Raw genomic sequence first — 19,699 nt, forward strand, 5'->3', positions numbered from 1 at the left:
CGCGAACCCGCGCGGAAAGACGGGCTCGAATCGTGGCTTAAAGAATGATCATCCCGGATTGAAGCGCCATCTCTTCTTCCTCGCCGGGATGACGATTCGGGAAAGGAAGGTCACGGCGCGCGGCGGGCGGTCGAGAGCGAATAGGGACGCGCGGCCGCCGCCTTGCCCCACTCGGCATTGGGCTTCGCCTGCATGGTGAAGCGGAGCGTGCCGCCGCCCCGGATTTCGGCGTCCGAAATCCAGCTGCGCGCGAGCGGCTTGCCGTTGAGCTCGACCTTGCCGACATAGGGGTTGGCGTCGGACAGGCCCACCGTCTCGACCGTGAAACGCTTGCCGCCGGGCAGGTTCAGCACCGCGCGATCGACGAAGGGGCGGCCGATCACATATTGGTTCGACCCCGGCGCAACCGGATAGAAACCCAGTGAGGTAAAGACCAGCCACGCCGACATCTGGCCCAGATCGTCGTTGCCCGACAGACCATCGGGAGTGGGCTTATACTGGCTGTCGACGATCTGCTTCAACCGCTCCTGCGTCCGCCACGGCGCGCCGGCATAGGCATAGAGATAGGCGACGTGGTGGCTCGGCTCGTTGCCGTGGATATATTGGCCGATGAGGCCCGCAATATCCTCGGCATGGCTGTAATCGAGCTTCGAAATGTCATAATCGAACATCGCGTCGAGCTTGGCGATCGTCTTGGCATCGCCGCCGAGGATGCGGAAGAGCGCGGCCTGGTCCTGCGGGACGAACCACGAATATTGCCACGCATTGCCCTCGGTATAGTCGGAGCCATAGTTGATCGCGGTCGGATCGAAGGGGGTGCGGAAGCTGCCGTCGGCCTTGCGCGCGCGCAGCCAGCCGGTCTTCGCATCGAAGCTGTTCCGCCAATAGCCGGCGCGCTTGTAGAAGCGGTCGGCGATGTCCTTGCGGCCCATCTTCTCGGCCATGCGGGCGATGGTCCAGTCGTCATAGGCATATTCGACCGTCTTCGACGCCGCCTCGGGCTCGCGGTCGATCGCGACATAGCCGAGCTTCATATAGTCGCCGAGCCCGCCATAGGGGGCATATTCGGCGCTCGCGACCATCGCGTCCAAAGCTTCATTGGCGTCGAAATCGCCCACGCCCTTCAGATAGGCGTCGGCGATCACCGGGACCGCGTGATAGCCGATCATCGTCCAGGTCTCGCGGCCGTGGAATTGCCACACGGGAAGGATGCCGTGCGGGCTATGCTTGCGGCTCGCAACGAGCGATTTGACGATGTCGCTGTTGGTTTGATCGCGCGCGACGAGCGTCAGCAGCGGATGCTGCGCGCGGAAGGTGTCCCAGAGCGAGAAGGTCGAGCGGAAGGTGAAGTCCTTGGCGGCATGGACCGCATCGTCGGGACCGCGATAGCGCCCGTCGGCGTCGCTCCACACGCTCGGCGCAAGCAGGCTGTGGTAGAGCGCGGTGTAGAGGTTGGTGCGCATCGGCGCGGGCGCTTCGATCTGAAGCGCGCCCAGGGCCTTGCGCCATTCGCCTTCCGTGCGCGCACGGACGGTGTCGAAGCCGGCGCTTTCCGCGTCGAGATTGGCGACCGCACCCGCCTCGTCGACGCCCGAGAGCGCGACGCGCACCTCGAGCGGACCGGAAAGTGCGCCAAAATCGAGCCGCGCTTCGAGCGCCTTGCCGAGCTTTTCGGCGAGCGCGTCGGTGCCGCGGCCGGGTGCCTGGAAGCCCTTGTAAGGAATCTTCTCGTCGCGATCGAGAAAGGCATGACCCTTGAGCGGCGCCGAGAAGCGCATCGCGAAATAGAGCTTGCGACCCGGCGCCCAGCCGCGCGTTTCGCGGAAGCCGGTCAGCGTGCCGTCGGAACGCAGATGCAGCCCCGACCAGAGGATCTTGCCCGGATAATCATAGAGCGACGAGCGGAGGTCGAGGAGCAGATGCGCATCCTTGCCCGCCGGGAAGCTGTAGCGATGGACGCCGACGCGCGTGCCGGCGGTCAGTTCGGCGCGGATGCCGCTGTCGGCCAAGGTGACGGCATAATAGCCGGGGCTGGCCTTTTCGGTCGCATGATCGAAACGCTGGCGATAGCCCGAACCGGGCTTGGCGGGATCGCCCGGATCGAGCTTGACCTCTCCCACCTGCGGCATGACGAGGATGTCGCCGAGGTCGGAGTGGCCGGCGCCCGAAAAATGGGTGTGGCTGAACCCCTGAATCGTCGGGTCGTGGTAGCTGTAACCCGCGGCATGATCGTAGCAGTCGCGGATCTGGCACGTCGCGTCGGTGTCGGGCGACAGCTGGACCATGCCGAAGGGCGCGGTCGCGCCGGGGAAGGTGTGGCCTTCGGGGCCGGTGCCGATCATCGGGTCGACGAAGGCCAGCGGATCGGGCGCCGGTTGCCCGGCGAAGGACTGGATCGGCAGGAGGGCGAGCAGCGCGGCAGCGACGGTCAGGCGTTTCATCACGTTCTTGTGCCGCGAAGGCCTCGCCCTGTCCAACGCCAAGCCGCCTGCATCACTCATGCCGCGACCTAGGCCGCATCCATCGCGAGCGCGATGGCGCCGAGCGGTCCCGCCATTGTCCCGAGTTCGGGGGCCACGACATAGCGGCCGTCCCCCGGAATCTGCATATAGCCCGCGAGGCTCGCCTCGAGCCGCGCGTTGATCCGCGGAAGCAGCTGCGGCTGGCCCGCGAGCACGCCGCCGCCCATCGCGACGCGCATCGGCCCGGTCGTGCAGGCGAGCGAGTGGACCATCGATGCCAATATATGCACGATCGGGTCCCAGACGGGATCGTCGGGCGCCACGTCCGCCAGCACTCGGCCGTCCAGCCGCGCCTTCAGCGCGGTGCCCGAGGCGAGTCCCTCGACGCAATCGTCGTGGAAGCGGCAGACGCTGACCATATCGTCGCCGGCAAGGCGCGGCACGAGGATATGGCCGATCTCGCTGTGGCTGAAGCCGCGCGTCGGCTTGCCATGGACGACCAGTCCGACGCCGACGCCGGTTCCGACGGTGACATAGGCGAAGTCGTCGAGGCCGCGCCCGCTGCCCCAGCGGATCTCCGCCAGCGCCGCGCCGTTGACGTCGGTGTCGAACCCGATCGGGACGGGAAAGGCGTCGCGCAGCGGGCCGAGCAGGTCGGCGCCTTCCCAATCGGGCTTGTTCGTCGCGCCGACCCGGCCATAATCGGCCTTGGCGGGATCGACCCGGATCGGACCGAAGGACGCGACGCCGATACCGCAGAAACCGGGCGAGCGTGCCCAGCCATCGAGCACGGCCATGATCGCGGGCAGCGTTTCCGAAGGCACGGTCGTCGCGATCGTGCGCTGGTCGCGGATGTCGCCCGGACCCGCGGCGAGCGTGCAGATACATTTGGTGCCGCCCAGTTCGACGCCGGCGAACAGGCCAGGAAAAGGTCGGCCACGGCGGCCTGGTAGACCTTTTCCTGGCCCGCTTCGACGCCGGCGAACAGGCGCGCTTCGCCGTGGTCTGTTACGGGACCATCCATCAGCGCCACCCCTTCGCCCGATCGCTCAGGCTTGTGGCGGGCGCCGGGCTGCAGCGCAAGGCCGAACGTGGCGGGATCTGGAGAGATTTCACGAGACATTCCGTTCTTATCATTTTCTTTTTACTACCAATTGTCTTTGTCTGAATCACGCCGGAGTGGAGCCGAAGGACGGCGGGCGGTCGGCTTTCGCGGTCCCGAACGCCGAGGGCTTGGCGCCCATTTCGAAGACGAGTTCGCCGCCGCCGATCAGGTCGGAATGCGCGATCCAGTTCTTGCTCCACGGCTTGTCGTTCCAAGTGACCGACTGCACATAGGGGCGATCGGGGCCATTGCCCTCGGCGCGGACGGTCAGCGTCTTGCCCGCGCCTACCGTGACCTCGGCGACGTCGAACAGGGGCGAGCCGAAGACATAGACCGCGCTCACCGGATCGACGGGGTAGAAGCCGAGTGCCGAGAGGATGAACCACGCGCTCATCTGGCCGCAATCGTCGTTGCCGATCACGCCGTCGGGGTCGTTCTTGTACATTTCGGCGAGCAGGCGGCGCACCATCGCCTGCGCCTTCGCGGGCGCGCCGCAATAGGCGTACATATAGGCGACATGGTGGTTCGGCTCGTTGCCGTGCGCATATTGGCCGACGAGCCCCGAAATGTCGGGCGGCGCATTGTCGGGCAGGGTCGAGGGCGCGTTGAACAGCGCGTCGAGCTGTTTCTCGAACGCCGCGTCGCCGCCGAAATGATCGATCAGGCCATAGATGTCATGCTGGTTGAGGAAGGTCGCCTGCCAGCCGTTCGCCTCGGTATAATCGCGCCATTTCTTGACATTGTGGCCGATCTGGACCGGATCATAATCCTGCCACCAGCTTCCGTCCTTGAAGCGCGGGCGCGCGAAGCGGGTTTCGGGGTCGATGACGCCGCGGTAATTCTGCGCGCGCTTGCGCAAGGCCGCCGCGTCTTCCTTGGCACCGACCGCGTCGGCGAGACGCGCCATCGCCCAGTCGTCATAGGCATATTCCTGCGTCCGGCTGACCGATTCCCACACCTCGTCGCACGGGATGTAGCCGAGATCGTAATAGAAGCCGCGCCCCAAGGTACTGTCGATATCCTTGTAATCGCGGTCGAAAGCGCGGCGGCGGATATTGGGCCAGGCGGCGGCATAGTCGGCCTCGATCCCCTTGGCATGCGCCTCGGCGAGCACCGACACGCCGTGCCAGCCGATCATGCACGCGGTCTCGACCCCCTGCAGCGGCCAGACGAGCGGGCCCGCAGGGCTCTGCGCCGTCTGACGGCAGATGTCGCGGGTCAGGAGCCCGGCGCGCTCGGGGTCGATCAGCGTCAAGAGCGGATGGAGCGCGCGATAGGTGTCCCACAGCGAATAGGTGCTGAACGCCTCCTCGCCCTTCGCAGCCTGATGCACCTGCCGGTCGAGCCCGACATAGCGGCCGTCGCGGTCGGTGAAGAGCGTCGGCGCGAGCTGCGCATGATAGAGCGCGCTCGCCATGATGACGCGCTGCGCCTCGGTGCCGCCCGACACGCGGACGCCGCCGAGCGCCTTCGTCCATGTCGCGCGCGCCGCCTTCACCGCGCCATCGAAATCCCAGGCGGGCGCCTCCTGTTCCAACGCATCGCGCGCGCCCTTGACGTCGACCGCCGAGAGGCCGGTCTTGATCATGATCGGCGGGCCGCCGGCATCGTCGAAGAAGAAGGCGACCTTGAGCTTGTTGCCCTTGATCGACTTCGCCCCGTCAGGGGCGGGCTTGCCGTCCTCGCCGAAGAACTGGACGCGGTCGGGCCTCCGCGACATCCGCATCGCGAAATGGATGTGGCGGCCCTTGGCCCAGCGATTGACCTGCCGGCTGCCGGTGAGCATGCCATCCTCGCCCAGATCGAGCGAGGCGTTTTCGACGACGATGCCCTTGTCCCAATCATCCTCGATCGCATGCGCGAAATCGATCAGGATATGGCCCGGCCCCTGGCCGAAGCGATAGCGGTGCAGCCCGCAGCGTTCGGTGACGGTGAGTTCGGCGAGCACGCCGGTCTCCAGCTTCACGCGGTAATAGCCGGGCTCGGCATGTTCGTCCGAATAACGCTGGCGAAAGCCCTCACCAGGCTTTTCGATCGTCCCGGGTTCGAGCTTCAGTTCGCGCCGCGTCGGCACGACGAGGACGTCGAGCATGTCGCCGATGCCGGTGCCCGACAGGTGCGTGTGGCTGAACCCCATGATCGAGCCGTCTTTCTGGTGATAGCCCGAGCAGGCATCCCAGCCATGCGTGTTCGTATCGGGGCTGAGCTGCGCCATCCCGAACGGCAGCGATGCGCCGGGGAAGGTGTGCCCGTGCCCGCCGGTCCCGATGAAGAGGTTGGGCTTGCCGACAGCGAGCGCCTCGCCCGCGACGCGCGAACAGCCGGCGGGGATCGCGCCGCCGAGCGCGAGGAGCCCCGTGTTCGCGAGAAGCTGGCGGCGGCTGGCGGTGATCATCGTTCCCTCCCCGCTCACAGCGGCCGCGCCAGCAGCGCGGGGCGCTTGTCGGCGACCTCGACGATCAGTTGGCCGAACAGCGCGTTCGCCCAGGCGAACCAACTGCGCGTGAAATTCTTGGGATCATCCTTGTGGAAGCTTTCGTGCATGAAGCCGGTGCCGCCGTGCGTCGCCTTGAGCCAGCGCAAGCACTGGAGGATCGTCGCATCGTCGTCGGCGTTCATCGCGCGGGTGATGATCGACATCGGCCAGATCATGTCGAGGCCGATGTGGGGCCCGCCGATGCCCTCCGCCGCCGTGCCCTTGAAGAAATAGGGGTTGCGTTCGGACCAGGCGAGTTCGGCGGTGCGACGGAAAAGCGGGTCCTTCTTGTCGACGACGTCGATCAGCGGCAAGCCCGACAGGCTCGGCACATTGGCGTCGTCCATGAAGACATAGTTGCCGAAGCCGTCGATCTCATAGGCCCAGACCTGACCGCCCTTGCCGTCGTCGATCAGCGCATGCGCTTTCAGCGCCGCTTCGACTTCGGCGGCGAGCGTCTCGGCGTCGGTCGCCGCCGCATTGTCGCCGCGCGCTTCGCGGTGGACGGCGGCGATCTTGCGCAGCACCGAAACCGCGAACAGGTTCGACGGGATCAGGAAGGGATAGAGGCACGCATCGTCCGACGGGCGGAACATCGAGTGGATCAGCCCGATTTTCTTCGTCGGCCGGCCATAGCCGCCGAGCATCAGACTGTCCGAGGGCTGGAGCGCGGGGCGCTGGAATTTATACGGTCCAGGGCCGTCCTTGCGCTGCTGTTCGCGGAAGGTCGCCACCGCGAGCTTCATCGCGCGCGACCAAGTGTCGTCGAACGGCGCCTTGTCCTTCGTGCGCGTCCAATATTCGTGGGACAGGCGCATCGCGTAGCAGAGCGAGTCGATTTCCCATTTGCGCTCTGCGACGCCGGGCTTCATCTCGGTCTTGTCGGTCTGCGACCATTCGAGCTTCGACGGCGCGGTCGGATCCTTGTCGAAGGCATTGGCATAGGGGTCGATCAGGATACAGCGCGCCTGCCGCTGGATCAGCCCTTGGAACAGCCGCTTGAGCTTCGCGTCCTTGGCGACGAGATGGATATAGGGCTGCACCTGCGCCGAGCTGTCGCGCAGCCACATCGCCTCGATATCGCCGGTGATGACGAAGGTGTCGGGGCGGCCGTCGAGCGTGCCCGTCTGCACCGTCGTGTCGAGCGTGTTCGGATAGCAATTTTCGAACAGCCAGGCGAGTTCGGGGTCGGCGATCTTCGCCTTCACGCGCGAAATCTCGGCCTCGATCGCCGGGCTGGTGAAGGCGCGCTCGCCGGGCGCGGGACGCTTGCTGGCGAAGCTGCCGGCGGCTGCGGCGCGCGCGGCGGCGGGCATCGCGGCGGCGAGCGCCAATACGCCAGCGCCGGCCATGATCTCGCGGCGATTGGGGGTCATGTTCATCTCCGAAATCATTTGGACGGCGCACTGATCGAGAAGGGCGCATCGGCGGGGGCACTGCCCCATTGCTTGTTGGGCTGCGCACCCATCACGAAGTCGACCGTGCCGCCCTGCGACAGCGCGCGGTGAGTGAAATAGGTCTTCGCATGCGGCTTCCCGCCGAGCGCCACCGACTGGAGATAGACGTTCGCGTCGCTGTTGTTCTTCGCGTTGATCGTCAGCGTCTTGCCATTGGGCAGCGTCAGCTCCGCCTGCTGGAACAGCGGGCTGCCGATCGCATATTCGCCCGTCGCCGAGGCGACCGGATAGAAGCCCAGGGCCGAGAAGACATACCAGGCCGAGGTCTGACCATTATCCTCGTCGCCCGGATAGCCGTCGGGCGCCGACGAATAGAGCTTCGCCATGATGTCGCGCACATGATGCTGCGTCTTCCACGGCGCACCCGCCCAGTTGTAGAGATAGGGCATGTGCTGGATCGGCTGGTTGCCATGGGCGTACTGCCCCATGTCGACGATCTGCATCTCGCGAATCTCGTGGATCACCTGTCCGTAATAGCTTTCGTCGAAGATCGGCGGGGTGGTGAAGATCGCGTCGAGCCGTTCGACGAATTTCTCGCGTCCGCCCATCAGCTCCATGAGTCCGTGAACGTCCTGCATCACGGCCCAGCTATAGTGAAGTGCGTTCCCTTCGGTGAAGGCGTCGCCCCACTTGTAGGGATTGAAGGGGGTCGACCACGATCCGTCCTGGTTGCGGCCGCGGATCCAGCCGCTCTCCTTGTCGTAGAGCTTGCGATAGTTGAGCGCGCGTTCGGTATATTTCTTCGCATCGGCATCCTTGCCGAGCAGCTTCGCGAGCTGCGCGATCGAGAAATCGGCGGTCGCATATTCGAGCGTGCGCGCGGCATTTTCGTTGATGCCGACATCATAGGGAACATAGCCCAAGCGGTTGTAATATTCGGCGCCTTCGCGGCCGACCGCGGCGATGACCTTGCCCGCCTTGTCCTTCGGGCGCCCCTCGCTCGTCGTCGCATTCTTGATCATCGCTTCGTAAAGCGTCTCGACGTCGAAACCGCGCACGCCGTTAAAATAGGCGTCGGCGATCAAATTCGCCGAGTTCGACCCGATCATCACGTTGCGATAGCCGGGGCTCGCCCATTCGGGCAGCCAGCCGCCCTGCTTGTAGGTGTTGACCAGCCCCTGCATGAACTGGCTGTCGCGTTCGGGATACATCAGCGCGAAGAAGGGGAAGACCGCGCGCCACGTGTCCCAGAAACCGTTGTCGGTGAACATGTAGCCGTCGTGCACCTTGCCGTCATACGGGCTGTAGTGGACGATCTTCCCGTTCGCGTCCTTTTCGTAGAAGGTGCGCGGGAATTGCAGCATCCGGTAGAGCGCCGAATAGAAGGTGCGGATCTTTTCGGCGTCGGGATCGGTTACGCGGATGCGCGACAGTTCCTTCTCCCACGCCGCCTTCGCCTTCGCCTTTGTCGCGTCGAAGCTGTCGTTGCCGATTTCGGTGCGCAGGTTGCGGAGCGCCTGTTCGGGGCTGATGAAGGAGGAGGCGACGCGGACGTGGACCTTGTCGCCCTTCTTCGTCTTGAAGCTGAGCACCGCGCCGACATGGTCGGCTTCGCGGGCGAGTTCGTTCGTCGGGGCATTTTCGCCCGCCCAGGTGCGTGCAAGCGCGAAGTCGCGGTCGAATTCGGCGACGAAATAATTGTGGAAATTGTCGGGCACGCCGCCGTGATTGTTGCGGACATAGCCGGTGATGCGGCGGTTCTTGACGTCGACCTTGACCATCGAGCCGCCTGCGAGCCCGTCGAGCAGGATATGCGCATCGTCGCTTTCGGGGAAGGTGAAGCGGAATTGCGCCGCACGTTCGGTCGGGGCGACCTCTGCGGTCACGTCATAGTCGGCGAGATAGACCTTGTACGAATAGGGGCGCGCGACCTCGGCCTTGTGGCTGAACCAGCTGCCGCGTTCCTGCTGCTTGACCTTCACCGGGCCGGTTTCCGCCATCAGCGCGAAGGCGGCATAGTCGTTCATCCACGGGCTCGGCTGGTGCGTCTGCTTGATGCCGCTGATCTTTTCGCCGTCATAGGTATAGCCCCAGCCGCTGCTGGGCTCGCCGGTCACGGGGGTCCAGCTGTTCATACCGAAGGGCACCGCGACCGCGGGATAGGTGTTGCCGTAGGACAGGCGATAGCTCGAATCGGTGCCCATCAGCGGGTTGACGTAATCGACGAGCGCGGTCTGGTTCGCGGCCGATTGGGCGAGCGCCGCGCGGGTGCCGACGCTGGTGAGCAGCAGCGCGCTCGCGGTGGCGGCCAGCATCGTCTTGCGGATCGTCTTCACTTCGTCTCTCCCCTGTTCGCCGTTCGGGCCGGCAGCGGGCGCGCTGCGACGCCCTCGTTCGTCATTTTCACCGGCGCGATCGTGCCGTCGGCGTTGAAGATCATGCGGTCGATCGCGAGCTGACGGCGCTCGCCGGCGTCCTCGTCCAGCGGACGCCGGTGATAGGCGATATACCAGTCGTCGGTGCCGGGCACATTGACCACCGAATGATGCCCCGCACCGCGCGCGATCCTGAAGTCCTGGCTGAGAATCTTGCCCATCGGCTTGAACGGTCCGGTCGGCGACGGCCCCATCGCATAGGCGACCGAATAGTCGGGGCCGGTCCAGCCGCCCTCCGACCACATCAGATAATAGACGCCCTTCCGTTTCACCATGAACGAGCCCTCGACATAGCCGGGGGGCGTGATTTCCTTGAAGGTCGTGCCGTCGGCAAAGGGCTCAATCGAGGTCAGGTCGTCGCCCAGCCGGACGACGTTGCAATGCTTCCAGCCGCCATAATAGAGATAATGCTGCCCGTCGTCGTCGCGAAAGACGAACTGGTCGATCGGCTGCGCGCCATTGTGGAAGGCGCCGATCAGCGGCTTGCCGATCGCATCCTTGAACGGCCCCGCGGGATTGTTGCTGACCGCGACGCCGATGCCGCCGAGCTGGTCGTCCGACTGGATGTCGTTCGCGCCGAAGAAGAGATAATATTTGCCGTCCTTCTCGATCGCCGACGGCGCCCACACGGCGTAGGCGGCCCACGCCACATTCTCGACGTCGAGCGCATGGTCATGCTTCGTCCAATGGACGAGGTCGGGCGATGAAAAGACGTTGAAGAAGGTCTGGAAATGATAGGATGGCCGGACCGTCTTCTGTTCGCGCAGCTTTTTCTGCTGTTCGCTGAAATGTTTCGAGACGTCGGGCGTCTCGCCATGATCCGAATAGGTCGGATAGATCCAGTAACGATCGCCGAAGACGCGGATCTCGGGGTCGGCATACCAGCCGGGGACGATCGGATTCTCGGCCGCAGCCGGGCCGCCCGTCATCAGCGCCATGCCCAGCAGCAGCGATTTCAACCCGACACGCACTTCGCGTCCCTCCCTGTCATCCGTTAGAAACACCGAAGCATTTTCCCGCTCGCCCGGAAAGAGGCGGGTGGCTCCTCGCGGAGCCACCCGAGGGGGAGAGCTGGGCTATGCGCCCCATCAGAACTTGTACGAAACGCCCACATAAGCGCGGCGGCCGAAATAATTGCTGCGGACGAAGCGCGCCTTGGTGTCGTTGCCGAGGTGCTGGCGCTCTTCCGACTTGGTCAGGTTGATGACCGAGGCGGTGAGCATCAGCCCGTCCATCAGCTCGTACGAGGCGTTGATGTCGACCTGTTCATAGGGGTCGGTGTAGACGTTGAGCCCCGACGCGAGCCCGCCGACGACTTCGCCGCGGCGGTTGTAGGAGGCGCGGACGAGGAACTTGTCGGTTTCATAGAAGACCGAGGCGTTGACCTGCGTCTTCGCGCTGCCGACGAGCGCCGACTTGCCCACCGTCTCGCCGTCGAGCGTGATGTCGGCGACCGACGTGTCGTTATAGGTGAAGTTCACCTGCGCGCCGAGGCCGAAGTCGAGCGTATGCTGAGCATAGACTTCGACGCCCTGCGACCGGGCGTTCGAGCCGTTGGCGACGGTCGAATAGGGCTGGATCAACACCTGTTCGCCATTCACTTCGCGCGTCACGTCGAGCACGAGCGGGACGACGAAGTCGGACACGTCCTTGCGGAACAGGCCGACGCCGAGCACCGAGCCGCGGTCGAAATACCATTCGACGCCAAGGTCGTACTGCCATGCCGAGAAGGGCTGGAGATCGGCGTTGCCGCCGCTGCCCGACCAGCCTTCGAATTCGCCGAACTGGCCGCGGTCGAAGGCATAGGCCGCCGAGCGATAGGTCAGCGAACGCTGCGACCCCAGATCGTTGAACGACGGACGCGAGATCACCTTGGCGACCGCGCCGCGAACGACGACGTCGGGCACGACCTCATAGACGATGTTCAGGCTGGGCAGCCAGTCGGTGTAGCTCTTCGACTGGTCGATGCGCGTGTTGACGATCTCCTCGCGCTCGTCGAGCGGCCGCACCTGGCAATTGCCGTCGGGGCCGAGCGGCACGTCGGGATCGAACGGGCCGCCCGGACCGTCGACGCAATAATCGTTGAGATATTGCAGGCGGTCGGAGGTCACGCCCGACTGTTTGGTGTGCGCGACGCGCAGGCCGATATTGCCGCGCAGCGGGCCGCTTTCGAAATCGGCCTGCACATAGCCGGCGAACACCTTTTCCTTGAGGTCATAGGTGTTGTTCGGCTCGGGCACGCGCACCGACGGGCCATAGGTCGAATTGATATAGTCGAGATAATTTTCGAAATTGATCCCCGGGAACAGGTTCGCGTCGAACCCGCCGGCGATGTTGCCGATCGGATTGTCATAGAAATATTCGGGCCGCGCGACGGCGCCTTCGGGCGTGTCCTGATAGCGCCGCTTGGTCGCCGGATCGGCATACCATTCGTTGCGGCCGGTTTCGCGGTGAATGCTCATCTCGCGCCATTTGCCGCCGACGCGGAAGGCGCTCAAAAAGCTGTCGAAACGGCGGACGAGGTCGAGCTGGGCATAACGCTGCGTGATCGCGCTGTTGGTGAAGCCCGATCCGGTCGAGCCGACGTCGATCTGGGCAATGCCGTTCTTGATATTCTCCTGCAGTTCGGGCGAGAATTCCATGTTGAGATTGCCGCCGGTGAAATCCCACATGCTGAGGAAATTGCCGTTCTGCTCTTCGCCGGTCACGGTGAGGCGCGGCTTCGCGGCGACGCCGAAGCGCATCGACGGGCCGCCGGTCGCGCGCGTCTTGCCGAACTTCACCACCGCGTCGAAATTGTCGGTGTTCCAGACGACTTCGGTTTCGAAGGTGTTCGAAACCTGTTTTTCGCGGCTGTAGGAACCCGCGATCTGCGGCGTTTCCATCGTGCAGGGCGGCGTGCCCGGCTGCGGATCAAGACATCCGGTTCCCGCGGCGGGCACCTGAAAATTGGCCGACTGGAAGATGGTGCCGCTCTCGTCGAAGGTCGGACCGGTGAAGAAATTGCCATAGCCCCATTCGGGGATCTTCAGCACATTGCTCTGCCAGTTGCTGCTATAGTCGAAGCGGAAATAATTGGCGGTGACGGTCAGGTTTTCGATCGGCCGCATCTGCGCGGTCGCCTGGATGCCGAGGCGCTTGCGGTGCTGCGAGAAGATTTCGGCATTGACCGACTGCGGCGCCCAATGGCCCGAATAATGCGTGCCGTCCTGCGCGGTCACGCCCTCGCCCGGCCAATAGGAAATCGCGTCGTCATTCTCGAACGGATTGCCGTTGACGTCGGTCGCGGGTGTGAGGACGTTGTTGTCCGCATCGCGGTCGCTCCACCAGCGCCAGGTCTCGGTCGAGCCGCGCAGTTCGCGGTTCGAGCGTTCCTGATAGGTCGCGCCGACGAGGAAACCGAGCCGCTCTTCGGGGTCCTTCCACGAAATCTGGCCGGCGATCTGGGGGTCGAATTTCTTGGTCGTGTCCGAATAGGTGCCTTCGGCCGAAACGAAACCCGACCAGGCCGGGAGGTCGAACGGACGGCGGGTGTTGAGGATCACCGTGCCGCCGACGCCGCCTTCCTCGAGCCGCGCTTCGGACGATTTATAGACTTCGGTGCTGGCGATGAAGTTCGACGGCAGCAGCACATAGTTGAACGAGCGCGACGGATCGCCGCTGTCGGCGCCCGCGATGAAATTGCCGTTGAGCAGGGTGAGCGTCAGATCCGACTGGAGGCCGCGAATGCTGACGCGGCTGCCCTCGCCGCCGTCGCGGGTGATGATCACGCCGGGGACGCGCTGCAGCGCGTCGGCGACATTCTTGTCGGGGAATTTGCCGATGTCCTCGGCGGTGATGACTTCGATCAGCGAATTGGCTTCGCGCTTCTGCTCGAGGCTCTGTTCGATCGACTGGCGATAGCCGGTGACGACGATCGCGTCGCCGGGGGCCTCCGCTGCCGCGTCGTCCGCCGGCGGCGCTGCGGTCTGCGCATGCGCCTGCCCCGCACCGCACAAGGCGGCCATCGCACCCGCACTCAGCATCAGCTCACGCACCAGCGCCGCGCGCCGATTCGTCTTCGCTGAATGGATTTGTCCTGCCTTCATCACATCGACCTCCCTGTTCGAGGGGCTGTTCGCCCCCGCTTGTTATCCGGCGCCCTCAGGTCACCGAGCCGCGGATCATCGGATCCGTTGAGTCTCTATCAGAATATAAAAAACAATTTGTCAAAATAATTTTTTCGGGCTGGTGGCGGGACGCGACGAATCGTTTCCGAACTACAAAAAACCAAGGTTTTTCGTGATTTTCCGGGATTGATGGACAGCCGCACGGCGCCGGGCCCGCCATCCCGGCTCAGGGGATGGCGGGGCTGTCCCGCTTTCCACCGCTGCCCGGTCAGTCGGGCGCCGGAGTCGTCCACAGCGGCGCGGCGATGTCCGCCAACGCCTCCGCCGGCGCCTTGGGCACCGCGCGGTCATAGGTCAGGAGCCCGTTGATCTCGTCCTCGACGTCGGTGGTCTGGGTGTAGACCGAGGCGCTGAGGCCATTCTCCTTCGCCTGGCGGATCACGCCTTCCATCTTGCGGCGGAAGCGGACGAGATATTCCTTCTCGTCCTTGGCGACCTGATAGCTCCAATTGCCCTTGCCCGGTTTCCAGATATGGCCCGGCACGGGAAAGCCGACGCCGCCATATTCGCCGAGTACGATCGCGCGATCCGTCTGGAGCGGCGGCGTCCTTGGCACATCCTCATAGGTGTGGATGTCGAGCATTTCGGATGCGCCCGGCGCGACGTCGAGCCAGCCCGAATTGGCGTTGACCAGCCGCGAGGGATCGAGCCCCTTCACGAAGCGCGCGAGCGTTTCCGAATCATATTGGCCCCACCCTTCATTGTTGATCACCCAGGTCACGATCGACGGGAACGCGCGCAGTTCGCCGACCATTTCGGACAATTGCTTCTGCTGCTCGGCGAGCGTTTCGGAGGGGAAGATCGCCTGATACTGACTGGTCCCGGCGAGATACTGATCCTCGCCGCCGCCCGAGGGCATGTCCTGCCAGATCAGCATGCCGAGCCGGTCGGCGTCATGATAATAGCGCGCGGGTTCGACCTTGATATGCTTCCTCAGCATGTTGAACCCCGCCTTCTTCAGAAAGACGATGTCGCTCTTCATCGCCTCCTCCGATGGCGGCGTGTAGAGCCCGTCGGGCCACCAGCCCTGATCGAGCGTGCCGTGCTGGAACAGCGGCTTGTTGTTGAGCAGGATCGCGGGCTGCCCCGCGACGCGGCCGGGTCCGATCGACACCTTGCGCATCGCGAAATAGGCGGCGACGCTGTCGCGCGGCGCGCCCTCGACCTGCGCCTTTGCATAGACGCGGCTTTCATGGTCGGTGAAGCGCGAGTCATAGGCCTTTCGGTCGCGCTCGGCCTCCCCTGCATAGGGGTCGGCGATCGTCACCAGTTCGGCCTTGAGGTCGTAGAGATGCGGATCGTCGGGCGACCAGAGATGCGCGTTCGGGATCGCAAGCGTCGCCCGCCGGTTGGCGCGGATGATCGTCGAGGCGACCGGCTTGCCCCCCGCGCTCGCGGTCAGCCGCACCGCATCGGTGTCGTTCGCCCAGCCGGAGAGTGCCACCGCGACGTCGACGGTGCCGCGGTCGATGTCGGGCGTCGCGCGCACCTCGGCGATATGGAGCTTCGGCACCGGTTCGAGCCACACCGTCTGCCAGATGCCGCTGACCGCGGTGTACCAGATGCCGGCGGGGTCGAGGATCTGCTTGCCGCGCGGCTGGGTGCCCGCGCTCGTCGGGTCGAGGACCTCGACGACGAGCTCGTTCGCGCCCTCCTTCAGATAGGGGGTGATGTCGAAACCGAAGGCGTCGAAGCCGCCCTTGTGCGAGCCGACGACCGAGCCGTTGACGCGCACCACCGTCTCATAATCGACCGCGCCGAAGTTGAGCATGACATTCTCGCCGCGCCAGCCGGCGGGGACGGTGAAGCTGCGGCGATACCAGACGCGGTCGTCGGGAGTGACCCTGCGCGCGACACGCGACAGCTTCGATTCGACCGGGAAAGGCACGAGGATCTTGCCGTCCATCGCCGCCGGACGCTCGGCCTCCTTGGGCGCGATCGCATAGTCCCATAGGCCGTTGAGGTTGAGCCACCGCTCGCGCACCATTTGCGGGCGTGGATAGAGGCGCCATGCGTTTTCGGGCGTCACCTCCCGGCCCCAGCGGGTCATCAGCTCGCCGGTGTAGACCGCATCGTCGGCGGGCGGTGCAGCGGTTTGGGCCTGCGCCGCGAGCGGCGCAAGCGCGAGAAGCGAGGCGGTGATCAGAAGGCTGCGCATGGTATCTCCTGTCGAATAGGGGAGCCCGGGATCCAGAGGGGGAAGGCGGATCCCGGGCTCGCGCCCCTGCGGAGGACACGGGGGCGAGGGGCTCGTCGGATCAGCGCTTTCGCGACATCGAAGGCGGAGCGGCATCGGGCGACGCGCCCCACGCCTTGTTGGGTTTGGGACCCATGATGAAGACGAAGGTCGCGCCGTACTTGACGTCGTCGTGGCGGAACCATGGCTTGTTCCACGGCTTGCCGTCGAGCGTCGCCGACTGGATGTAGACGTTCGTGTCCGAATTATTCTTCGCGACGATCCGCAGCGTCTTGCCATTGCCCATGTCGAGGCTGGCGTCGTCGAACAGCGGGCTGCCGATGATATAATCCTGGCTCGACGGATCGACCGGATAGAAGCCGAGCGCCGACAGCGCATACCAGGACGAAGTCGCGCCCTGATCGTCCATCCCCGGATAGCCGTAACCCGCGGCGTCGCTGGCGTAGGTTTTCTCGAGAATCTGGCGGACGAGCGCCTGCGTCTTCCACGGCTGGCCGCTCCAGTTGTAATAATAGGGGGCCTGCTGGTCTGGCTGGTTGCCGTGGACATATTGGCCGATCACGCCGGTGCAGTCGCGGCAGATGCCCGTCGGATTATAGGGTTTGGTGAAAAATTCGTCGAGCTTGGCATTGAACGCGGCGCGGCCGCCGAGCAGGCCGATCAGCCCCTGAACATCGTGCGGGACGAGCCACAAGGTCGACCAGCCCGACGCCTCCTTCATCATGAAGTTGTAATAAGGCTCCTGCGGGTCGAAGGGCGCGATCCATTTGCCGTCGGCGGTGCGCCCACGCATGAAACCGATCGATTTGTCGAAGACATGGACGTAGTTCCCCGCGCGCTTCAGGAACATCCGGTAATCGGCATCCTTGCCGAGCTTCTTCGCATAGAGCGCGAGCGCATAATCGTCCCACGCATATTCGAGCGTCTTGTCGGCGCCCGCCTTGCCGCCGGCATAGGGCGGGCTGGGATTATGGTCGGGCACGATGTCCGAAATCCATCCCTGCTTCATATATTCGGCGAGATAGCCGCGCGGTCCCTTCGGATCGGTCGCATTCTTGCGGAGATATTCATAGGCGGCCGCGTAATCGAATTCGATCCCGCGCTCCCACGCGCCGAGGAACAGGAACACCGCATTGTCGCCGTGGAACGAGGTGTTCATATAGCCCTTCTCGCGCGCCATCGCGAGTTCGGAGGCCATGATGTTCTGGACCGCCTCGGGCTCCATCAGCTCGAGCAGCACGATCTGGTTGCGCCCCGTATCCCAAAAGGGCACCGGGCCGTAACGGTCGTGCGTCGCGGTCTGGACCTTGCCGTTGGTGTCGGCGAATTTCTCGCCCTTCTGCGCGATCAATCGCGGCGAGGCGAAGGACTGGAACAGCGTCGAGTAGAAGAGCTTCCGCTGCTTGTCGGTGCCGCCCGTCACGCGGACGCGGTTCAAAAGCTGCGCCCAGGTGTCGCGCGCCGCCTTGTGAACGCCGTCGAAATCCCAGCCCGGCACTTCGGCGGCGAGCCGCTCGGCTGCCTGTTCATAGCTGGTGCCGTGCGCGATCTTCATCAGTACCTGCTCGCCCGCCTTGGTCTGGAAGGTCACATAGCCGCCGGCGTAGCTGCCCGCGATGTCGCGCGCGCCGGGCTGCACGTCGCTGGTGCCGATACCCCAGCCGATATTGTCGCCGGGCGACTTGCGGAAGGTGCCGAGCGCCGCGAAGGGTTTCGAGAATTCGGCGACGAAAAAGGCGCCGTCGGCGCTGCGCTCGTCCTTCGATATGCCGCGAACGATGCGGTCGCCGACGAGCTCGACCGTCCCGCCGTGGCGCGGCAGATTGACGATGACGTTCGACCGTTCGCTCGCGGGAAAGGTGAAGCGCATCACGCTCGCCCAGCGCGTCGCGGTGAGCTCGACCTGGGTGCGGAAGGTGTCGAGATAGACCGAATAATAGCCCGGCGACGCCTTTTCGCGCGACTTGTCATAGTATGACTGGCTGTAGGCGGGCGGCGGCGACCAGTCGCCCACCACCGGCATGACGATCGGTTCGGCGCCGCCGCCATAGGTCGAGCCGCCGCCGCCGGTGAAGCCGATCATTGTCGGGTTGGTGTAATAATAGGGAACGGGGACGCCGTTCGGATAGAGAAGCTCGATATTGTTGTTGACCGGCGCCGCCTCGACCGAGCCGTGCGGCAGGCGCGCGCCAGGCGAGGTCTGCCCCGAATAGACGGGCTCGCCCGGCGGCGGCGCATTGCCGATCACCGCCGGATCGTCGAGCGGCGCGGTGCCGACGAGCGGGTTGGCGAGATCGACCGGCGACTGCGCCGTCGCGGCCGTAAATGCCAGCAGCGCGGCGGACGACGCCAGCGCGATCGCCGCCTTTCGCAGCCGAGGTTGCAACCCGTTCGAACCCATTTCCTTTTTCATCGCGACCCTCTTCCCTGAAAAATTATCGTTGATTGCGCGTCAGCGCGGTGCGGTCATGGGAGGCGGCTCTCCCCCGGATAGGCGAGCAGCAGGTCGGCGCCCGCATCGGCCGCGATCCGTGCCGTGCCGGTGAGGGCGAGGCACTCGCCCGCTGCGAAGGCGACGCCGTCGGCGAGCCCATTGCCCGTCACCGGGATCAGCCACGCGGTGATCCCGTCGGGAAGCGTGATCGTCCGCGCACCGCCCGCGAGCCGTTCGAGCACGAACTTCGGACCATCGACGAGGATTTCGCGGTCGGCGGCGATGCGACCGGGCGACGGATAGGGTGCGTAGGGCCGCGGGTCGGCGACCGCGATGCCGTCATCGAGGTGCAATTCGCGCGGGCGGCCGTAATCATAGAGACGATAGGTCGTCTCGCTGTTCTGCTGCACCTCGATCAGCGTCAGCCCTGCGCCGATCGCATGGACCGTGCCCGAGGGAACATAGAAGAAATCGCCCGCCTTGACCGGCTTCCAGTCGAGCAATTGCTCGATGCTGCCGTCGAGCGCCGACGTGCGCAGTTGCTCCCGGTCGACCGGTGCCTTCGTCCCGAGCGCGATCGTCGAACCGGGCTCGGCGCCGAGGATCAGCCAGCATTCGTCCTTGCCGCGCGGCAAACCGCGGGCATGCGCCTGCGCGTCGTCGGGGTGGACCTGCACCGACAGTTTTTCACTCGTGAACAGATATTTGATCAGCAGGTCGGGCGCCGCGTCGCCGGGCGCCTGGAACCATATCTCGCCCACCGGTTCGCCATCCGCCGGCGAGTCGCCGAAGGGGGCACGCAATTCGCGCCGTCCCCACGGCTTTTCCACCCGGTGAGTCGCAAGCAAGGTCGCTGGCACCAATCCCCTCCTTCATTGCCCCGCCCGCCATTCCGGGTCAGGAGCACCGCCACCCGAAGGCATTCCGGCGGCCGATTTTTCGCAGCCTGCCCCGCGCGCGCTGTCGGCGTCAAGATAATAATGAAAATTAATTTATTTGATCGAGGACGCGTTTATGGCATGTC

Annotated in this window: 10 protein-coding genes; all 10 read right to left on the reverse strand. The window is 64.8% G+C overall.

Features of this window, described 5'->3' with window-relative positions; translation table 11 throughout:
- Positions 1-110: 110 nt before the first annotated feature.
- Positions 111-2,441 (reverse strand): GH92 family glycosyl hydrolase, encoded by a 2,331-nt coding sequence (locus tag QZL87_RS14115; protein ID WP_295320496.1) that lies wholly within the window; start codon positions 2,439-2,441, stop codon positions 111-113.
- A gap of 68 nt (positions 2,442-2,509) precedes the next feature.
- Positions 2,510-3,382, reverse strand: coding sequence for an ROK family protein (locus QZL87_RS14120; protein ID WP_295326924.1), 873 nt, complete (start codon positions 3,380-3,382; stop codon positions 2,510-2,512).
- Positions 3,383-3,631: 249 nt separating this feature from the next.
- Positions 3,632-5,962, reverse strand: a complete 2,331-nt coding sequence (locus tag QZL87_RS14125) for a GH92 family glycosyl hydrolase (protein WP_295320497.1) — start codon at positions 5,960-5,962, stop codon at positions 3,632-3,634.
- A gap of 14 nt (positions 5,963-5,976) precedes the next feature.
- Positions 5,977-7,419, reverse strand: a complete 1,443-nt coding sequence (locus QZL87_RS14130) for a glycoside hydrolase family 125 protein (protein ID WP_295320500.1) — start codon at positions 7,417-7,419, stop codon at positions 5,977-5,979.
- A gap of 14 nt (positions 7,420-7,433) precedes the next feature.
- Entirely contained in the window at positions 7,434-9,755 is a 2,322-nt protein-coding gene (locus QZL87_RS14135; protein WP_295326931.1) for a GH92 family glycosyl hydrolase, read from the reverse strand.
- Between the two features lie 17 nt (positions 9,756-9,772).
- Positions 9,773-10,846 (reverse strand): glycoside hydrolase family 43 protein, encoded by a 1,074-nt coding sequence (locus QZL87_RS14140; protein WP_295320502.1) that lies wholly within the window; start codon positions 10,844-10,846, stop codon positions 9,773-9,775.
- 117 nt (positions 10,847-10,963) lie between these two features.
- Complete coding sequence (locus tag QZL87_RS14145) at positions 10,964-13,963, reverse strand: TonB-dependent receptor (RefSeq protein WP_295320505.1); 3,000 nt, start codon at positions 13,961-13,963, stop codon at positions 10,964-10,966.
- Positions 13,964-14,252: 289 nt separating this feature from the next.
- Positions 14,253-16,202 carry a sugar-binding domain-containing protein gene (locus QZL87_RS14150; protein ID WP_295320507.1) on the reverse strand — a complete coding sequence of 650 codons (1,950 nt, stop codon included), beginning with the start codon at positions 16,200-16,202 and terminating at the stop codon, positions 14,253-14,255.
- Between the two features lie 100 nt (positions 16,203-16,302).
- Complete coding sequence (locus QZL87_RS14155; protein ID WP_295320509.1) at positions 16,303-18,654, reverse strand: GH92 family glycosyl hydrolase; 2,352 nt, start codon at positions 18,652-18,654, stop codon at positions 16,303-16,305.
- 53 nt (positions 18,655-18,707) lie between these two features.
- Positions 18,708-19,535: a class I mannose-6-phosphate isomerase gene (locus QZL87_RS14160; RefSeq protein WP_295320512.1), complete on the reverse strand. Its 828-nt coding sequence runs from the start codon at positions 19,533-19,535 to the stop codon at positions 18,708-18,710.
- Positions 19,536-19,699 lie beyond the last annotated feature (164 nt).

The sequence above is a fragment of the uncultured Sphingopyxis sp. genome, from assembly GCF_900078365.1.
Classification (GTDB): domain Bacteria; phylum Pseudomonadota; class Alphaproteobacteria; order Sphingomonadales; family Sphingomonadaceae; genus Sphingopyxis.

What these genes read in the sequence shown, in the direction of transcription:
- QZL87_RS14115 (WP_295320496.1), bottom strand. Translation starts at nt 2,441, where the DNA reads ATGAAACGCCTGACCGTCGCTGCCGCGCTGCTCGCCCTCCTGCCGATC.
- QZL87_RS14125 (WP_295320497.1), bottom strand. Translation starts at nt 5,962, where the DNA reads ATGATCACCGCCAGCCGCCGCCAGCTTCTCGCGAACACGGGGCTCCTC.
- QZL87_RS14130 (WP_295320500.1), bottom strand. Translation starts at nt 7,419, where the DNA reads ATGACCCCCAATCGCCGCGAGATCATGGCCGGCGCTGGCGTATTGGCG.
- QZL87_RS14135 (WP_295326931.1), bottom strand. Translation starts at nt 9,755, where the DNA reads ATGCTGGCCGCCACCGCGAGCGCGCTGCTGCTCACCAGCGTCGGCACC.
- QZL87_RS14145 (WP_295320505.1), bottom strand. Translation starts at nt 13,963, where the DNA reads ATGAAGGCAGGACAAATCCATTCAGCGAAGACGAATCGGCGCGCGGCG.
- QZL87_RS14150 (WP_295320507.1), bottom strand. Translation starts at nt 16,202, where the DNA reads ATGCGCAGCCTTCTGATCACCGCCTCGCTTCTCGCGCTTGCGCCGCTC.
- QZL87_RS14155 (WP_295320509.1), bottom strand. Translation starts at nt 18,654, where the DNA reads ATGAAAAAGGAAATGGGTTCGAACGGGTTGCAACCTCGGCTGCGAAAG.